Raw genomic sequence first — 15,942 nt, 5'->3', positions numbered from 1 at the left:
CAGCGACGTCTTCGATCAGGTATCGATCTTGGAGCGATCGAAATCGTCGGCGTTGTCGACGATGAACTGCTTGCGCGGCGGCACATCGTCGCCCATCAGCAGGCTGAAAATCTCGGATGCCTGGGCGGCGTCCTCCATACGGATGCGGCGCAGCATGCGCGTGCGCGGGTCCATGGTGGTGTCCGCCAGCTGGTCGGCGTCCATCTCGCCCAGACCCTTGTATCGCTGGATGTCGTCGTTGTATCCGATGTGCTTCTTGTCGAGGTCGGCCAGTTTGCCGGCCAGCTCGTCATCGGAATACGTGTAGATGTATTCGCCCTTGTGCGAGCCGGTCAACGCGATGCGGTGCAGCGGCGGCACTGCGGCATACACGTAGCCGTGTTCAATGAGCGGACGCATGTATCGGTAGAACAGCGTCAGCAACAGGATACGGATATGAGCACCATCCACATCGGCATCGGTCATCATGATGATCTTGTGGTAGCGCGACTGTTCGATGTCAAAGCTCTGGCCGGAGCCGGCGCCCACCACCTGGATGATGGCTGCGCACTCCTTATTGGAGAGCATCTGCGTGATCGACGCCTTCTGCACGTTCAGGATCTTGCCTCGAATCGGCAGCAGTGCCTGGAAACCGGCGTTGCGTGCGGCCTTGGCGGTACCGAGTGCGGAATCACCCTCGACGATGAACAGTTCGGCCACGTCGTCATTGCCCGGCTGGCAGTCGGAGAGTTTGGCCGGCATCGAGGCGGATTCGAGCGCGTTCTTGCGGCGCGTGACCTCCTTGGCCTTGCGCGACTGGATGCGTGCGTGCATTTCGCCGACGATCTTCTCCAGCACGCGGCCGGATTGTTCCTTGTACCCGCGCTTGGAGCCGGTGATCATCTCACCGAATTGCTTGTCGGTGAGCCGGGTGACGATCGGCTTGACCTGCGCGGTGCCGAGTACATCCTTGGTCTGGCCTTGGAACTGAGGTTCGGCCACGCGTGCGGTGACCACGGCCACGAGTCCGGCTTGGATATCGTCGCGCTCCACCTTCATGGCGGAGTCCTTCATGTTCACCTTGAGCTTGCGGGCGTTGTCTTCCACCGCCTTGCGAATCTGCTTGGTGATGGCGTTCATGAAACCGTCCACGTGAGTACCGCCGCCGGGCGTCTCCACGATGTTCACGAAGCTCATGATTGTGGTGTCATAGCCGTTGACCCATCGCAGGGCGATGTCCACGCCGCAGGTGCGTTCGATTTCCTGGGCGTGCAGTTCACCGCCCTCACCCACGGCCTGGGTCTCCTCCTTATAGGTGCCCTCGCCTTGGATGCGCCAGATGTCGGAGATCGGCTCGCCTTTGGATAGGAAGTCGACGAAATCCTTGACGCCGCCGGTGTGCAGGAATTCCACGACGCGCGGGTGCGCGGGCTGCTCGCCGAACGCGCCATCGACGTCCTGGTCGCCGGCCGTCAGCGAGAAGTCCTCCTCGGACAGGCTCTCGGTACTGTCGGCTTGAGCCTCGGTGGAGTCGTCGAAGAGTTCGGCATCGTTGGACGAGACGTCCAAAGCCGGGGCCTGGTCTTGCGCAGGTTCGACTGCGTCGGCATCAATGGCTTCGGCGGTGTCAGTCGCCGTTTCCGGTACGTTTTCGTCAACAATGGTGATTTTGAGGCCGGGCACCAGGAAGCTGGTCTGGCGCACGCGGTCGATGAGCTGTTCGTATGAGAATTCGGCGGTTTTGTTGAAGATCTCCGGATCATACCAGTAGCGAATACGGGTACCAGTGGTTTTGGGAGATACCTTGCCGATGATTTCCAGCTCGGTGGGTCGGTTCTTGCGAGTGCGCTTGAACGGGGAATCGGGAGACGGATTGGCCGGGTCGGCATCCGTGTATACGCCAGGGTGACCTTGGTGGAAGGTCATGTGGTGCGTCTTGCCGTCACGATCCACTTCGACGTCCAGTCGGGAGCTCAGGGCATTGACCACGGAGGAGCCCACGCCGTGCAGGCCACCGACGGCGTTATAAGACGAATTGCCGAACTTGGCACCGGCGTGCAGTTTGGTCAGTACGACCTCCACGCCGGACAGGCCGGTTTTCGGTTCCTTATCCACCGGAATGCCTCGGCCATTGTCCGCAACTTCCACGGAACCGTCGGTGTGCAAGGTGACTACGATATCGTTGCAGAAGCCGGCCAAGGCCTCATCCACGGAGTTGTCGATGATCTCCCACAAGCAGTGCATAAGCCCCTGCGAGTCGGTGGTGCCGATGTACATGCCCGGACGCTTGCGTACCGCATCCAAGCCCTCAAGAACAGCTAGGTCCTTGGCGCCGTATTCTTCTTTGGGCATACAGTCCTATTTTTCTCTTCAAATGCTTGGCTCCCCTCACAGAGGGGAGCCAGATGATCATTGATCCAGGAAGTCGCGCAGGGTCTGCGAACGGGACGGGTGGCGCAGCTTGGACATGGTCTTGGACTCGATCTGACGGATTCGTTCACGGGTCACGCCATACACACGGCCGATGTCGTCCAGCGTCTTCGGCTGGCCGTCTTCCAGGCCATAGCGCATCTTGATGACGCCGGCCTCACGCGGAGACAGGGTTTCCAGCACCTGCTTGAACTGTTCCTGCAGCAGGGAGAAGGCCACGGCGTCGGACGGAGCGATGGCGTCGGTATCCTCAATGAGGTCACCGAACTCGGAATCGCCATCCTCGCCAAGCGGGGTGTGCAGGGAAATCGGCTCGCGCCCGTACTTCTGCACTTCCTGCACCTTCTCAACCGGCATGTCCAGTTCGCGGGCCAGCTCGTCCGGCGTAGGTTCACGCCCCAGATCCTGCAGCATCTGGCGCTGTACACGGGACAGCTTGTTGATCACTTCAACCATGTGCACAGGCACGCGAATGGTGCGGGCTTGATCGGCCATGGCACGGGTGATGGCCTGACGAATCCACCACGTGGCGTAGGTGGAGAACTTGAAGCCCTTCTTCCAGTCGAACTTCTCGACGGCACGAATCAGACCAAGGTTGCCTTCCTGGATCAAATCAAGGAAGAGCATGCCGCGACCCGTGTAGCGCTTGGCGAGCGAGACCACAAGTCGTAGGTTGGCTTCCAGCAGATGGTCCTTAGCCTTCTTGCCGTCGGCGGCGGCCCACTTGAGTTCACGCTTGCGCTTGAACTCCATGCCTTCGCTTTCGGTGTCGAGCAGGTGCTGGGCGTACAGGCCGGCCTCGATGCGCTCGGACAGGTCGACTTCCTGCTCGGCGTTCAGCAGGCTCACGCGGCCGATCTGCTTCAGGTAGTCCTTGACCGGGTCGGCGGTTGCGCCGGCCGCAATCACACGACGCTTCGGATTGCCCGAAGGGATGATGTTCTCTTCCTCATCATCCGTGTCGGAGACCACGTAGGCACCCTTTTCCTTGGGCTGCTCGGGTGCCGTGGACTTGGCTTCTTCCTCGTCCTCGTCCTCGTCGTCTTCCACATCGTCGTCGTCGGCATCGTCTTCGTCAACGTCGTCAAGATCCTCGTCGAGATCCTCAACGTCCAAATCGTCGTCGTTGACCTCGGCATCGTCATCAAGCCCGTCATCGACCTGAGTGTCCTCGTCTTTGACGAGTTCATCGTCCTTGGCCTTCTTCGCGGTTTTCTTCGCGGCGGACTTGCGCGTGGTCTTTTCCGAGGGCTCTGCGGACTTGGACTTCTTGGCGGAAGTCTTGCGTGCGGTGGTCGTAGAGCTGGCCTTCTTCTCGGTCTCCTCGCTGGACTCGGCTGTCTGCTTGGTTGCCGTCGTTTCCTTCGTGGCCAAAACTGCTCCTTCTGATCTCTCGCCGTGAAGCGCATATACCACATGGGCCCACTTCTGGCAAGGGCAAATCGTCAACTATGTGAGTAAACCACCCTCCACGGACGATTATTCCCACATCGTTGCCCGACGTGTTGCCGATCACCACACGCTTTCCTTCCGCGCATCGCGCGTAAAACCTCGGAGATCCGCCGTTTCTGTTCACTCAGCCCGAGCACCATGCCGGCGCCACGGCTCGATCGGCGGCTGAGAATATCATCGCCGCCAGCGAACAATCCTCATCGAGCAGCAGGCATCGCAAGGCGAACACCATTGCTCGTGGATCGCCCAGCCACCATAAGGTGTAAGCGATCACGGCCAATGGCTGTATGCAGTACGGTACCGGTGAGGCTTCCGCGATATCGAGCAACATACCGATGCCGGCATGGCAACGCTCCTTATCCGGCATCATGCCTTCATCCTCGAATGCGCAGGTCAGCAGCTCGCCCATTCGTGTTCTCGTACGTGCCAGATGCGGTCGCGCCGCGAATTCCATGAGCCATGACTTGGGGCAACGGCTTTCATCAATAACCAACGAGAGAATCAGCGCATCACGAATCGATAAGGTCTCGCGCATGCCCACCGCAAACGCGGCCATCGTCTCTCGGCCTAGGTCGGTGTTCCCGGCATCGAGACAAGACAGCCATTCGTCCAATGGTTCGGCCACCCAGTCGGCATTAGCCTGTTGCGCGCCTCGAAGTCGGCGATCATTGCGAAATTCCTGTGATCTCGTCTCCAACTCGTCAAAGCCAAAGGGCTCCGTCTGCTCGGCGGCGTGCCGTTTGGCGTGTCGGCTCTTACGCGGCTTGTGCGGCGTGTTGTTGTTCATCATGTCCTCCTTGACTAATGGTGTGCAATCTATTGGTGTTGTGGTGCGCGCCGAGCCGGATAGCTCATGCGCCGAGGGGGTGTGTGCCCACTATGGCTGAAAACGCCGTATGGCGCAGGAAAAAACGACCATTGTGGTTCTAGCTTCAAAACCCTTGATTCCCAACGTTCTTGTGTTCTTCAAACCCTGTGGATAAGTTATTAGGCATGTGCACAACTGCTAACAACCGCGAAATCATCGCGCCACGCATCATTCAGTTGGTGCGGGAACTGACTGCCGCCCCCGCCACCGACGAGGTTGCCGACGCCCTGAAACCGGTGATGGAACAGGTTGTGGGCCAAGCCGCCTCCTCCAGCCAAGGAGGCAAACGACTGCGTGCGCTGCTCGCATTGGACGCCTTCGATATTCTTGCCGGCGACGTGACGCCTGATCGGCGTGACGCCATGATCGACCTGGCCTGCGCCATTGAAGTGTTTCAGACGGCCGCATTGGTGCATGACGACATCATTGACGAATCCGATCTGCGCCGGGGCAGGCCTTCCGCACATCGTGCCTTGGAACAGGCCGTACACAGCGGTGCCATAGGCCGTGGCTTGGGCCTGATGCTCGGCGACATTCTGGCCACTGCCTGCATTGAAATCACACGCCGATCCGCCAGCCGTCTTCCCAACACCGATGCCCTGAACGAGGCGTTTCTTACCATGCAGCGTGAGGTGGAAATCGGCCAGGTACTGGACTTGGCCGTCGAGATGACCCCACTGTCCAATCCCGAAGCTCTGGCGAACGCCTCATTGAACGTATTCCGCTGGAAGACAGCCAGTTACACCACCATCGCTCCACTGCTGCTTGCACTGCTGGCCGCAGGAGAGAGCCCGGATCAGGCCAGGCATTGCGCGTTGGCCGTCGGCCGGCCGCTCGGACTGGCGTTCCAACTGGCGGATGACCTGTTGGATGTCGTCGGATCAAGCCGCAATACCGGAAAACCAGTTGGCGGAGACATCCGAGAAGGCAAACGCACAGTGCTGTTGGCTGATGCTCTGTCTGCGGCAGATACGGCGGATAAGGCCGATCTGATTGCCATCTTCGAAGAAGATTGTCGCAATGACAACCAGGTGGCCCGCACCATTGAACTGTTCACGTCGACCGGTGCTCTTGATCGATCCCGCGAGCGCATCGCTGCCCTATGGGGTGAGTCCCGTAAGGCGATTGCCGGTCTTGAGCTGAATTCCGAAGCGCAACGCCGTCTGACCGAGGCTTGTGCGCGATTCGTCCCCGAATCCTTGCGATAGTCCACAATGCGAGCCGCCGGACCATGAGACCATAAACACCGGTGAAAACCCGTGAAAGCTATGCGCTGATGCTCCGGCCGCGTAACCGGGGCCATGTACACTGAACATGTTCAGTCGTGATTAAAGGAACCGTACGATACAACATGAGTGAGAACGAGCCCGCACAGATGATTGAGGGACGCTACCGCATCGTGCGCAATATCGCCGAGGGTGGTATGGCCACCGTGTATGAGGCCATCGATGAGCGTCTGGGGCGCACCGTGGCGATTAAGGTCATGCACACACAACTCGCCAAAGGCCCGCATCGGGAGCAGTTCGTCGAACGGTTCCGCCGCGAAGCCAATTCGGCCGCGTCCATCGCCAACCCGCACATCGTTCAGGTGTATGACACCGGCGAGTTCAATGGACTTGATTTTCTGGTCATGGAATATGTGCATGGCGTCAATCTGCGGCATGAGATGAACGCCCAAGGCACATTCTCCGTGCGTGAGACACTGCGCGTGGTCGCGGAAACGCTGGATGGTCTGGCTTCCGCGCATCGCGCCGGCGTGGTCCACCGTGACATCAAGCCCGAGAACATTTTGATCAATGATCGCGGCCATGTGCAGATCACTGATTTCGGTCTGGCCAAGGCCGCCAGCCAAGCCACATTGAGCTCCACCGGCATGCTATTGGGCACCGCCGCTTATCTGGCTCCCGAAATGATCGAGAACAATCAGGCCACCGCGCAAGGCGACCTGTATTCCGTGGGCATCATGGCATGGGAGATGCTGACCGGCAAAGTGCCGTTCGATTCGGATAATCCGGTGACGCTTGTCTTCAAGCATGTTCATGAGGACGTGCCGTCCGTGGCCACGGTCTGTCAGGGCATTGATCCGTCCGTGGCGGCGTTCATCGCCCATCTGACCGCGCGTCAGGTGGATGTCCGCCCCACCGATGGCGCGGCAGCAGCTGAGGAATTGAGCCAGTTGGCCGCCAAATTGCCGCTGGAGGCGTGGCAATACCGTTTGCATGCCGAACCCATTGGAGGTGATCATACCGATGCCACCGCTGCAGCGCTGGTAGGCAATATCGCCGAGCAGGCCCCGCTGACCGGCGTACCTGCTGGTGCAGCAACGTTCGAGCCGTCCGTACCGGCGTTTTTGGCCGATGATGTCGCAAGCAATACCGCCGATACCGGTGGCGCCGCAGACGTCAATCCTCCGGCTCCTCCGGTCGCCCCCACCACGGCACTTGATTCGTCGACGCCAGCCGATGCTTCGGCTCCCCATAAGACGCAAATCATGGCACAGTCCGGCAGCGAGACACAAGTGCTGCCTCAGGCCGGCGATGCCTTCACCCGAGCGCCTGCCCTTTCCGATGAGCCGGACGTCGCTTCCAATGGCACCGGGCCAAAGAAGCAGCGCAGCAAAAACCGCTTCATCGTACTGGTGATCGTGCTGGTACTGGCTGCAATCGGCGGAACCGCCGGCTGGTGGTGGTTTGCCGGACCGGGCAGCTATTGGAGTGTGCCCAAGCCGGATGACGTGACCTGCGATGCGAATGCAGGCACCGAATGTTCGCTGACCGGCGCGGATTGGGCCACGTATGAAAGCACGTTGAAGGCTTTCGGCATCCCCTACAAGACGCACGAGGAATACAGCGACGACGTGGCGGAAGGCAAGATCATCTCTTCTTCCGTGAACAAGACCAAGGCCGTTGTGAACAGCCACATAAGCAAGCGAGCCAATCAGGAGCTTACGGTGGTGGTGTCCAAGGGCGTACGGATGGCCACCATCCCGAAGGATATTCTCGACGCGAATTCGGCCAATGGCAAGAATCCGTTGAACGCGCTCAAGAAAGCTGGCTTCGATAATGTCAAGCATGACGAGTCGAAGGATGAGTATTCGATGGACACGCCGCAGGGTGTGGCGTTGACGATTTCCCCTGATCCCGGTACCACGGCCAAGCACAACGATGAGGTGACGATTACTTTGAGCAAGGGACCGATGCCGGTGACCATGCCTGACATCGTCGGTAAGACCCAGTATGAGATGCAAGCCGCGCTCGGCGAGTTGAAGCTCACGGCCAATGTCACCGAACAGTACGATGACAAGGTCGAGGCTGGTCAAGTCATTTCCGCGTCTCAGGAAGCCGGAGCCCAGCTGAAGTGGGGAGATAGCGTGGACGTGGTGATTTCCAAGGGTCCGGAGATGGCGACGATACCGTCCGGCCTTGTCGGCAAACAGGAAAGCGCCGTGACCAAGACGCTTGAGGGTCTCGGGTTCAAGGTGAAAGCCGACAAGGTGCTCGGTGGCCTGTTCGGCACGGTACGTACCGTGAAAAGCGGCGATACGGACCTCTCCAACGGCGGCAAGACTCGCTTGCGCGACGCCAACGGCAACCCCACCGTCATCACCCTCACCATCGTGTGAGAGCAATCGACTGGCTCCCCTCGCTGAGGGGAGCCAGCACACATTATTCGGCTTCTTCGGCGGCCTGCTGGGCCTTGAGCTCGGCCTTGACCTTCTGGGCGTATTCGTTCACGAATTCCTGACCGCTCATTTTCTGGATTGCGGCGGAAACACGATCGGTCAGCGAGCGCAAATCATCATGTGTAATCTCATCGACCGGCTTCTTGGCAACCTCAATCGGCTTGCCATACAGCACCTTGGTCTTGCCCTTCTTGGGAATCGACGTGCCAATCGGCTGCAGCTTGTCCGAGCCGATGATGGCGGTCGGCACGATCGGGCAACCGGTCTCGAGCGCAAGTCGTGCGGCACCGGTGTGTCCCTTGTACAGTCGACCGTCCGGGCTGCGCGTGCCTTCAATGTGGATACCGAACAGGTGCCCATCCTCGATAATCTCTCGTGCGTGCTCGAGTGCGCCAAGCGACTTGCTGCCACCGGAACGATCAACCGGGAACACGCCCACGGACGTGAACCACCACTTCTTGAACTTGCCCTTCAATCCCTTGCCCTCGAAGTATTCGGCTTTGCCCATGAAGTGCACCATGCGCGGGCAGGTAATCGGAATCAAAGCATCATCGATCACCGCCAGATGGTTGGCTGCGATAATTGCGCCACCCTCTCGAGGCACGTTATTCAGTCCGCTGACAGCAGGGCTCAAACGATGACGAGCAATAGGGCCGAGACCTTTGACGAAGAACCAGTAGAGCACTTGGCATTCCTCCCGCAGACGAACTAGCCATTGGCCGGTCGCCTGATTAGAGTGACAGTTATGACTGAGAACCAGAATAGCAATGCCGACGGAAAGCGGCCAACCCCCACGCCGGGCAACGGACAGGATTACGGCATTTCGCCCCGGACGCCCGGAGACGGCGACGACGGGTCGCATGGCACGAACGATCTGGATTCGGCGTGGGCCGCATTCGAAGCCGAACATCAGGCCGACCTGCACGACGTGGCTTCCTCGCGCCAGGCCAGAAAGTTCGAGAAGCAGGCCAAAAAACGCGAGAAGGAGGCCCTGCTTTCCGTGAACGATCTGGACATCGGATCGTTCACCGATGACGTCCGTCCCGGCCGCGGTGGCAGACGTTCTGGCCCGCACGATTTCACCGGCTCCAGCTGGCTGGACGTCGACAACGTCATGGACGCGCATGACGATGGCGGCTTCACTCCCCCGAACCCCGACCTCGGGCCGGTCAGGACGTCCACGATGCTGCTGGTGACGCTGCTCGTCGTCGGTCTCGTGGGCGAGATGGTGATGGTGCTCGTTCCCGGTTTGAATTCGATTCCGCTATTGGGCCCGTTGCTCAACATCCTCTTCGGATTGGGCGTCCTTCTCGGCTTGGGTGGTCTGGTGACGGGAATCCTCAACCGCAAAGACCGCCCAGGGGACCGGGGCGGATACTACGACGACGGCGCGCGGGTCTAACGCTTGGACTGGGCGGTTTCGATCCACTTGTTGAACAGCGCCTCGGCTTTGCCTGAGTCGACGGCCTCCTCGGCCAACCGGTATGCGTCGGCGAAGCGCGACGCCAGAGTGCCGGCACCGACCAGATGGCCGTCGGCCACGATCGCGGAGGCGGCGTTCAGAAGCGCGGTGGTGCGGGAAGGAACGTCCTTGGCAGCCAGGAATTCCCTGAATGCGTTGGCGTTCGTATCCGGCGTCCCACCTTTGAGTTGCCCGACGGTGATGGCTTCCAAACCCAGATCCACGGTGGGGTCGAACTCGGATTCGTCGACCCTGCCGTCACGAATCTCCCATACGCTCACCGGGCCGGTGGGAGCGAGCTCATCCATACCCTCATGCGAGGTGTAGACCAGACCTGACTGGCCGCGGCTGGCATACACGGCGGCCATGATCGGACTCATCGACCGGTCGGCGCATCCGACGGCCACATGTGCGGGATTGGCCGGATTGGTCAGCGGCCCCAAAACGTTGAACACGCACGGGATGCCCAACGCGGAGCGGATCGGGCCCACGAAACGCATGGCCGGGTGGAAGGTGCGGGCGAATGCGAAGGTAATGCCCACCTCGTCGCCGACTTCCGCGACCGCCTCGGGCTTCAGATCCAACGGCAGTCCGAGGTCCTCGAGCACGTCGGCGGCACCGCACTTCGAAGACGCCGCGCGGTTGCCGTGCTTGACGATTGTCACGCCGGCGGCTGCAGCGGCCACGGAACCCATGGTGGACAGGTTCACGGTGGCGAATCCGTCTCCGCCGGTGCCCACGATGTCGGTGATCTCACCGGACACGTGCAGCGGCACGGCATGGCGAACCATGGCTTTGGCGGCACCGCGAACCTCCTCGGCGGTCAGACCCAGCTGCTCCTGCATGGCGAGCGCGGCACCGACGGCGGCGTGGTCCGCGTTGCCCTGCATCAGATCGTCCACAAACCACTCCGATTCCCCGGCTGTGAGATGGTCTCCCCCGACCAGCTTGGTGAGAATCGACTTCCATGTGATATCGGCCATGATGCCCTCCTCGACGCTTCCGGGCGCCCGTGTCATTGTCATTGTGCCGCCAATTGTAACGGCTCGGCGCTCCCTCATGTGTTCCCGTCCGTATCACGAACATCCATCGGCCGGCACCTCGCACCGTGTGCGCCCGGGCGGGCTACGGCAAACGTCGGGAACGCTTGGCGCCGATCGATGTATGATGTGTGCGTTGCTGCCCGTCTTCAAGAAGGATTCATCTATGAAGAACGTATTATGTTTCGGCGACTCCAACACCTTCGGCACCGATCCCGCAGATCCCGGAACCAGGCACCCTCTCGACGTGCGATGGCCGGGGCGTCTGGCCTCGCTGTTGGGGGATGGATGGCACGTCATCGAAGAGGGTATGAGCGGTCGCACCTCCGTGTTCGATAATCCTTTGGAACCGCATCGTTCCGGTGTGGAGGCGCTTCCGATCGTATTGCAATCGCACTGTCCGCTCGATTACGCGATTGTGATGCTGGGTACCAATGACCTCAAAGAGATGTTCAATGCATCATCGCGCATCGTCGCGGCAGGCGCCGAAATGGTCGCACGCACGATTCGCGATTACGACTATGCGGGTTGCGGGCCGGCGCCGAGAATCCTTCTCGTCTCCCCCATCCACATCAAACCCGGAGTTCCCTATGCCAGTTTCGCGCAGAGCGCCGTCGAACGCTCGCACGAACTGTCTCGCTGGTACCGCAAGGCCGCCGAACGTAATGGGTGGCTGTTCCTCGACGCCGCGACGGTCGCCGAACCCAGCGATCTCGATAAACTGCACATGAATCCGGAAGGCCACGCGAGACTCGCCGATGCAATCGCCGGGATACTGTTGGCGGACGCCGCCAGATAATGCAGGACCATCATACCGATCGTGAATAACGCCGGGGCCGGCACCCATATCATTGGGCGCCGGCCCCGGCGTATATCCGTTCGGTCGTCGAACCATCGGATGGTCAATGCCGATTCATCGTCACCGTCACGCTTCGTTCTGGCCGTGGCACATCTTGTACTTGCGGCCGGAACCGCACGGGCACGGGGCGTTCTTGCCGGTGCCAGGGAAGGTGCGGCCGTCGGCCCATGGCGTCTTGAGCTCTTCGCTCTTCGGACGCTTGGAAACCGGAACCTTGCCTTCGGCGTGGCTGACCGGAGCCGGGCCGGCAACAGGCAGCGTGGACTCGCCGGCCTCGGAAGCGGCTGCGGATTCGGCAATCGCCTGCTTGGCGTCCGTATCCTCGTCCTCTTCTTCGACTTTGCCCTCGGTGGCCTCGACCACGGATTCGCCGTTCTCGTCGGGGCCGGAGGCCACGGCGATGGTGTCGGCGCTTTCGGCGGTCTCCTCGACCTCGTCAACGGCATCGTCGGTGGTGGCGACCTGCTTGATGTCGATGTGGAACAGCAGCTGGACGGTCTCCTCCTTGATGGCCTCGATCATGGAGTTGTACATCTGGTAGCCTTCGCGCTGGTATTCGACCAGCGGGTCGCGCTGGCCCATGCCACGCAGGCCGATGCCGTCCTTGAGGTAATCCATCTCGTAAAGGTGCTCGCGCCACTTGCGGTCGAGCACGGCGAGCACCACGCGACGTTCGAGATCGCGCAAGCCGGTCTCGCCGATGGTCTCCTCCATTTCGCCGTACTGCTGCCTGGCGTCCTCGACGATCAGGTCGCGCACGGCCTCGACGGCCTTCGAACCCTTGAGGCCGCCGACGATCTTCCTGACCTCGTCTTCGTCGACCTTGGTGGGAATCACGGTGTTGAGCGCCTTGAACAGGCCCTCCCAATCCCAGTCCTTCGGTTTCTCGGATCCCTTGTTGGCACCCTTGATGTAGGACTCGACGGTGTCGGAAATGAAACGCAGGATGTCCTTGTGGATGTCTTCGCCCTTGAGCACGGCCTGGCGCTCGGAGTAGATGACCGTGCGCTGCTTGTTCATCACGTCGTCATACTTCAACACGTTCTTGCGAATCTCATAGTTACGGGATTCGACGGCCTTCTGCGCGGTGCGCACGCCCTTGGTGACGGACTTGGCCTCGATCGGCTGGCCTTCCTCCATGCCCCTGGCCATGACCTGGGCCACCAGCTGGGTGTTGAACAGACGCATCAGGTCATCTTCCAGCGACAGGTAGAAGCGGGATTCACCCGGGTCGCCCTGGCGGCCGGAACGACCGCGCAACTGGTTGTCGATTCGACGGGACTCGTGGCGTTCGGTGCCGAGCACATACAGGCCGCCCAGCTCCTTGACCTCCTCATGCTCGTCCTTGACCTGGGCCTTGATCTCGTTCAGGGTGCCCGGCCAACGCTTCTCATACTCCTCCGGGGTGTCCTCCGGAGAGTACCCCTCGGACTTCAGTTTGGCGTCGGCAAGGAACTCGACGTTGCCGCCGAGCATGATGTCGGTACCACGGCCGGCCATGTTGGTGGCCACGGTGACGGCGCCCTTGCGGCCGGCGACGGCGACCACGGCGGCTTCCTTCTCGTGCTGCTTGGCGTTCAGGACCTGGTGTGGGATCTTCGCCACGTCGAGCAGGGCGGAGACCACTTCGGAGCTTTCCACGGAGGCGGTACCGAGCAGCACCGGCTGGCCCTTGGCGTGACGCTTGGCCACGTCCTTGACGATGGCGGCCAGCTTCTCCTTCTTGGTGCGGTAGATGAGGTCGTCCTGGTCCTTGCGGATCATCGGCTTGTTGGTCTTGATCGGCAGCACGCCCAGCTTGTAGGTGTTCATGAACTCGGCGGCCTCGGTTTCGGCCGTACCGGTCATGCCCGCGAGCTTGTCGTACATACGGAAGTAGTTCTGCAGGGTGATGGTGGCGAAGGTCTGGTTCTCGGCCTTGACCTCCACGCCTTCCTTGGCTTCGATGGCCTGGTGCAGGCCCTCGTTGTAGCGGCGGCCCGGCAGGATACGACCGGTGTGCTCGTCGACGATGAGCACCTCGCCCTGGGTGACGACGTAGTCCTTGTCACGCAGGAACAGTTCCTTGGCCTTGATGGCGTTGTTGAGGTAGCCGATCAGGGCGGTGTTGGCCGGCTCGTACAGGTTGTCGATGCCGAGGAAATCCTCGACCTTGGTGATGCCCGGGTCCAGGATGCCGACGACCTTCTTCTTCTCGTCGACGTCGTAGTCCTCGTCGCGGGTGAGCTTCAGCACCAGCTTGGCGAACTGACGGTACCAGCGGGTCACGTCGCCTTCGGCCGGGCCGGAGATGATAAGCGGGGTACGGGCCTCATCGATGAGGATGGAGTCGACCTCATCGACGATGGCGTAGTGGTGGCCGCGTTGCACGAGGTCGGCCTTCTCCCAGGCCATGTTGTCACGCAGGTAGTCGAAGCCGAACTCGTTGTTGGTGCCATAGGTGATGTCGGCGTTGTACTGCTTGCGGCGCTCCGGCGGCTTCTGCTCGGTGATGATGCAGCCGACGTTCATGCCGAGGAAACGGTAGATACGGCCCATCAGCTCGCTCTGGTAGCTGGCGAGGTAGTCGTTGACGGTGACCACGTGCACGCCCTTGCCTTCGAGAGCGTTCAGATAGGTGGGCAGGGTGGCGACCAGGGTCTTGCCTTCACCGGTCTTCATTTCGGCGATGTTGCCCCAGTGCAGGGCGGCACCGCCCATGAGCTGCACGTCGAAGTGACGCTGGCCGAGGGTGCGCTTGGAGACCTCGCGCACGGTGGCGAACGCCTCGGGCATGATCTCGTCCAGGCTCTTGCCGTTTTCGATTTCCTGCTTGAACTTCGGGGTTTGGGCCTTCAGATCCTCGTCAGAGAGGGCGGAGATCTCATCCTCCAGAGCGTTCACGGCCTTGGCCACGTTCTCCAGCTTCTTGAGCTGGTGGCCTTCACCCATTCGCAGGGCTTTGTCAACAATATCGACCACTGGGTTCTCCCTTGACTGATAAGTGGTGGTGTCCGCGTACCAGAATAGCGCCTCGCACCGTCAGCAGTCGAATTTTTCGACCTTCTTACGAAAAAATGGACCGCCTCCATATTGGAAGCGGTTCATGCGGTATCAGCTGATCGTGTCAGCAGGCCTTACCTTCAGGCCTTCTTGACGTTCTCCGGAGTATCGATTTCGAACACGCCGTAGCTCCAACCGTGACGGTGGTAGACGACGGACGGGCGTCCGGTCTCCTTGTTCACGAACAGGAAGAAGTCGTGTCCGATCAGTTCCATCTCGTACAGCGCCTCGTCGATGCTCATAGGCTCGGCGATGTGCAGCTTGCGACGGATGACAATCGGCGTATCCCCAACCTGGACCTCCACGGATTCGCCAGGGCCAAGATCGGAGGCGACCGCAGCCTGCGGGCTGTTGTTCGGCTCTTCCTCCGACACCTCCGGCTCGGGCTCCGGGGCGATAACACCCAGATCCACCGGGACCGGGCTCGCGTAACCACGACGGTGATCCTTGCGACGGTCACGAGTACGACGCAGACGCAGCGTCAACTTATCCAGCGCCATGTCCAGCGCACTGAATTCATCGGTGCTGGAAGCCTCCGCACGCACCACGGTACGTCCGGCGATAACGGTGATTTCCACGCGCTTGGCGGTATCGGCCTGACGCGGGTTGCCCTCATGGGTCAGCACAATCTGCGCGCGCTGAGCATCCGGGGCGATAGCGGTCACACGATTCATCTTGGTCTCGACCACATCACGGAACCTTTGCTTGACCTGCGTGTGGCGTCCGGTAACGACGATTTCCATGTTGACCTCCTCTAACTCAAGCGGTGTAACCCGCTATATGTGTTCCGAACGGCATCATCACCGACCGGGTATGTTTCATTGTAGACGAACAATGGGTGAACGGCCGGAAACTCGCCCAGAGAATATATGTTTATCTCCGGGCTTTTCTCTGCAATGAAACGATGTATATACTGGGGTTTTGGCAGCAGTCTCCTATAAGAAGATTTGATACCGGTTTATCAGGCTGGCTTGTTTGTTCGTCATGGTAAATACTGCAATGGATAGGCAGCGTTTTCTTGCTCTTTCTCGCACATACCAAGCTCTTACAGATTTGATTCGTCTCCATACGACACGCCCGACACGCCCCATCCGATATTCGGCGCGTCGTTCACGAATCGCCCAACTA

Annotated in this window: 11 protein-coding genes; 4 read left to right on the top strand and 7 right to left on the bottom strand. The window is 60.4% G+C overall.

Features of this window, described 5'->3' with window-relative positions; translation table 11 throughout:
• Nucleotides 1-15: 15 nt before the first annotated feature.
• The 3 genes from FYJ31_RS02510 to FYJ31_RS02500 all read right to left on the bottom strand — a co-directional run bounded on the left by FYJ31_RS02510 (nucleotide 16) and on the right by FYJ31_RS02500 (nucleotide 4,648).
• Nucleotides 16-2,331 (bottom strand): DNA gyrase/topoisomerase IV subunit B, encoded by a 2,316-nt coding sequence (locus FYJ31_RS02510; protein WP_154535889.1) that lies wholly within the window; start codon nucleotides 2,329-2,331, stop codon nucleotides 16-18.
• A gap of 57 nt (nucleotides 2,332-2,388) precedes the next feature.
• Nucleotides 2,389-3,783, bottom strand: a complete 1,395-nt coding sequence (locus FYJ31_RS02505) for an RNA polymerase sigma factor (protein ID WP_154535888.1) — start codon at nucleotides 3,781-3,783, stop codon at nucleotides 2,389-2,391.
• A gap of 202 nt (nucleotides 3,784-3,985) precedes the next feature.
• The gene (locus FYJ31_RS02500) at nucleotides 3,986-4,648 is read right to left on the bottom strand and encodes a DUF4192 domain-containing protein (protein ID WP_154535950.1); all 663 of its coding nucleotides are present in this window, start codon (nucleotides 4,646-4,648) and stop codon (nucleotides 3,986-3,988) included.
• Nucleotides 4,649-4,854: 206 nt separating this feature from the next.
• Here FYJ31_RS02500 and FYJ31_RS02495 point away from each other — a divergent pair, with 206 nt between their 5' ends.
• The gene (locus FYJ31_RS02495; protein WP_195839414.1) at nucleotides 4,855-5,937 is read left to right on the top strand and encodes a polyprenyl synthetase family protein; all 1,083 of its coding nucleotides are present in this window, start codon (nucleotides 4,855-4,857) and stop codon (nucleotides 5,935-5,937) included.
• Between the two features lie 143 nt (nucleotides 5,938-6,080).
• Nucleotides 6,081-8,351 carry a protein kinase domain-containing protein gene (locus FYJ31_RS02490; protein WP_154535886.1) on the top strand — a complete coding sequence of 757 codons (2,271 nt, stop codon included), beginning with the start codon at nucleotides 6,081-6,083 and terminating at the stop codon, nucleotides 8,349-8,351.
• A 43-nt stretch (nucleotides 8,352-8,394) separates the two neighbouring features.
• On the opposite strand, the gene FYJ31_RS02485 is transcribed toward FYJ31_RS02490, so the two are convergent.
• Complete coding sequence (locus FYJ31_RS02485; RefSeq protein WP_012577321.1) at nucleotides 8,395-9,096, bottom strand: lysophospholipid acyltransferase family protein; 702 nt, start codon at nucleotides 9,094-9,096, stop codon at nucleotides 8,395-8,397.
• A gap of 60 nt (nucleotides 9,097-9,156) precedes the next feature.
• On the opposite strand from FYJ31_RS02485, the gene FYJ31_RS02480 reads away from it, so the two are divergent.
• A complete protein-coding gene (locus tag FYJ31_RS02480) occupies nucleotides 9,157-9,813 on the top strand; it encodes a hypothetical protein (RefSeq protein ID WP_195839413.1) in 657 nt (218 codons plus the stop codon).
• On the opposite strand, the gene trpD is transcribed toward FYJ31_RS02480, so the two are convergent.
• Nucleotides 9,810-10,856: an anthranilate phosphoribosyltransferase gene (gene trpD, locus FYJ31_RS02475; protein ID WP_154535884.1), complete on the bottom strand. Its 1,047-nt coding sequence runs from the start codon at nucleotides 10,854-10,856 to the stop codon at nucleotides 9,810-9,812. The two genes, FYJ31_RS02480 and trpD, sit on opposite strands and share 4 nt — an antisense overlap.
• A gap of 223 nt (nucleotides 10,857-11,079) precedes the next feature.
• Here trpD and FYJ31_RS02470 point away from each other — a divergent pair, with 223 nt between their 5' ends.
• On the top strand, nucleotides 11,080-11,712 hold the full coding sequence (locus FYJ31_RS02470; RefSeq protein ID WP_154535883.1) for a GDSL-type esterase/lipase family protein: 633 nt from the start codon (nucleotides 11,080-11,082) through the stop codon (nucleotides 11,710-11,712).
• 126 nt (nucleotides 11,713-11,838) lie between these two features.
• Here the strand turns inward: FYJ31_RS02470 and secA are convergent, their stop codons facing one another.
• Together secA and hpf are read right to left on the bottom strand one after the other, a co-directional pair.
• Nucleotides 11,839-14,733, bottom strand: coding sequence for a preprotein translocase subunit SecA (secA, locus tag FYJ31_RS02465; RefSeq protein ID WP_326831162.1), 2,895 nt, complete (start codon nucleotides 14,731-14,733; stop codon nucleotides 11,839-11,841).
• A 161-nt stretch (nucleotides 14,734-14,894) separates the two neighbouring features.
• Complete coding sequence (hpf, locus tag FYJ31_RS02460) at nucleotides 14,895-15,557, bottom strand: ribosome hibernation-promoting factor, HPF/YfiA family (RefSeq protein ID WP_154535882.1); 663 nt, start codon at nucleotides 15,555-15,557, stop codon at nucleotides 14,895-14,897.
• Between the last annotated feature and the right edge of the window lie 385 nt (nucleotides 15,558-15,942).

The sequence above is a fragment of the Bifidobacterium sp. WCA-178-WT-4B genome (assembly GCF_009696495.1).
Lineage (GTDB): Bacteria > Actinomycetota > Actinomycetes > Actinomycetales > Bifidobacteriaceae > Bifidobacterium > Bifidobacterium infantis.
Note: the sequence above shows the minus strand (reverse complement) of the source record. Positions and strands in the feature narration are given on the sequence as shown.

Coding starts and splice junctions, on each gene's coding strand:
- FYJ31_RS02490 (WP_154535886.1), top strand. CDS start 6,081: ATGAGTGAGAACGAGCCCGCACAGATGATTGAGGGACGCTACCGCATC.
- FYJ31_RS02495 (WP_195839414.1), top strand. CDS start 4,855: ATGTGCACAACTGCTAACAACCGCGAAATCATCGCGCCACGCATCATT.
- FYJ31_RS02480 (WP_195839413.1), top strand. CDS start 9,157: ATGACTGAGAACCAGAATAGCAATGCCGACGGAAAGCGGCCAACCCCC.
- FYJ31_RS02470 (WP_154535883.1), top strand. CDS start 11,080: ATGAAGAACGTATTATGTTTCGGCGACTCCAACACCTTCGGCACCGAT.
- trpD (WP_154535884.1), bottom strand. CDS start 10,856: ATGGCCGATATCACATGGAAGTCGATTCTCACCAAGCTGGTCGGGGGA.
- FYJ31_RS02500 (WP_154535950.1), bottom strand. CDS start 4,648: ATGAACAACAACACGCCGCACAAGCCGCGTAAGAGCCGACACGCCAAA.
- FYJ31_RS02510 (WP_154535889.1), bottom strand. CDS start 2,331: ATGCCCAAAGAAGAATACGGCGCCAAGGACCTAGCTGTTCTTGAGGGC.
- hpf (WP_154535882.1), bottom strand. CDS start 15,557: ATGGAAATCGTCGTTACCGGACGCCACACGCAGGTCAAGCAAAGGTTC.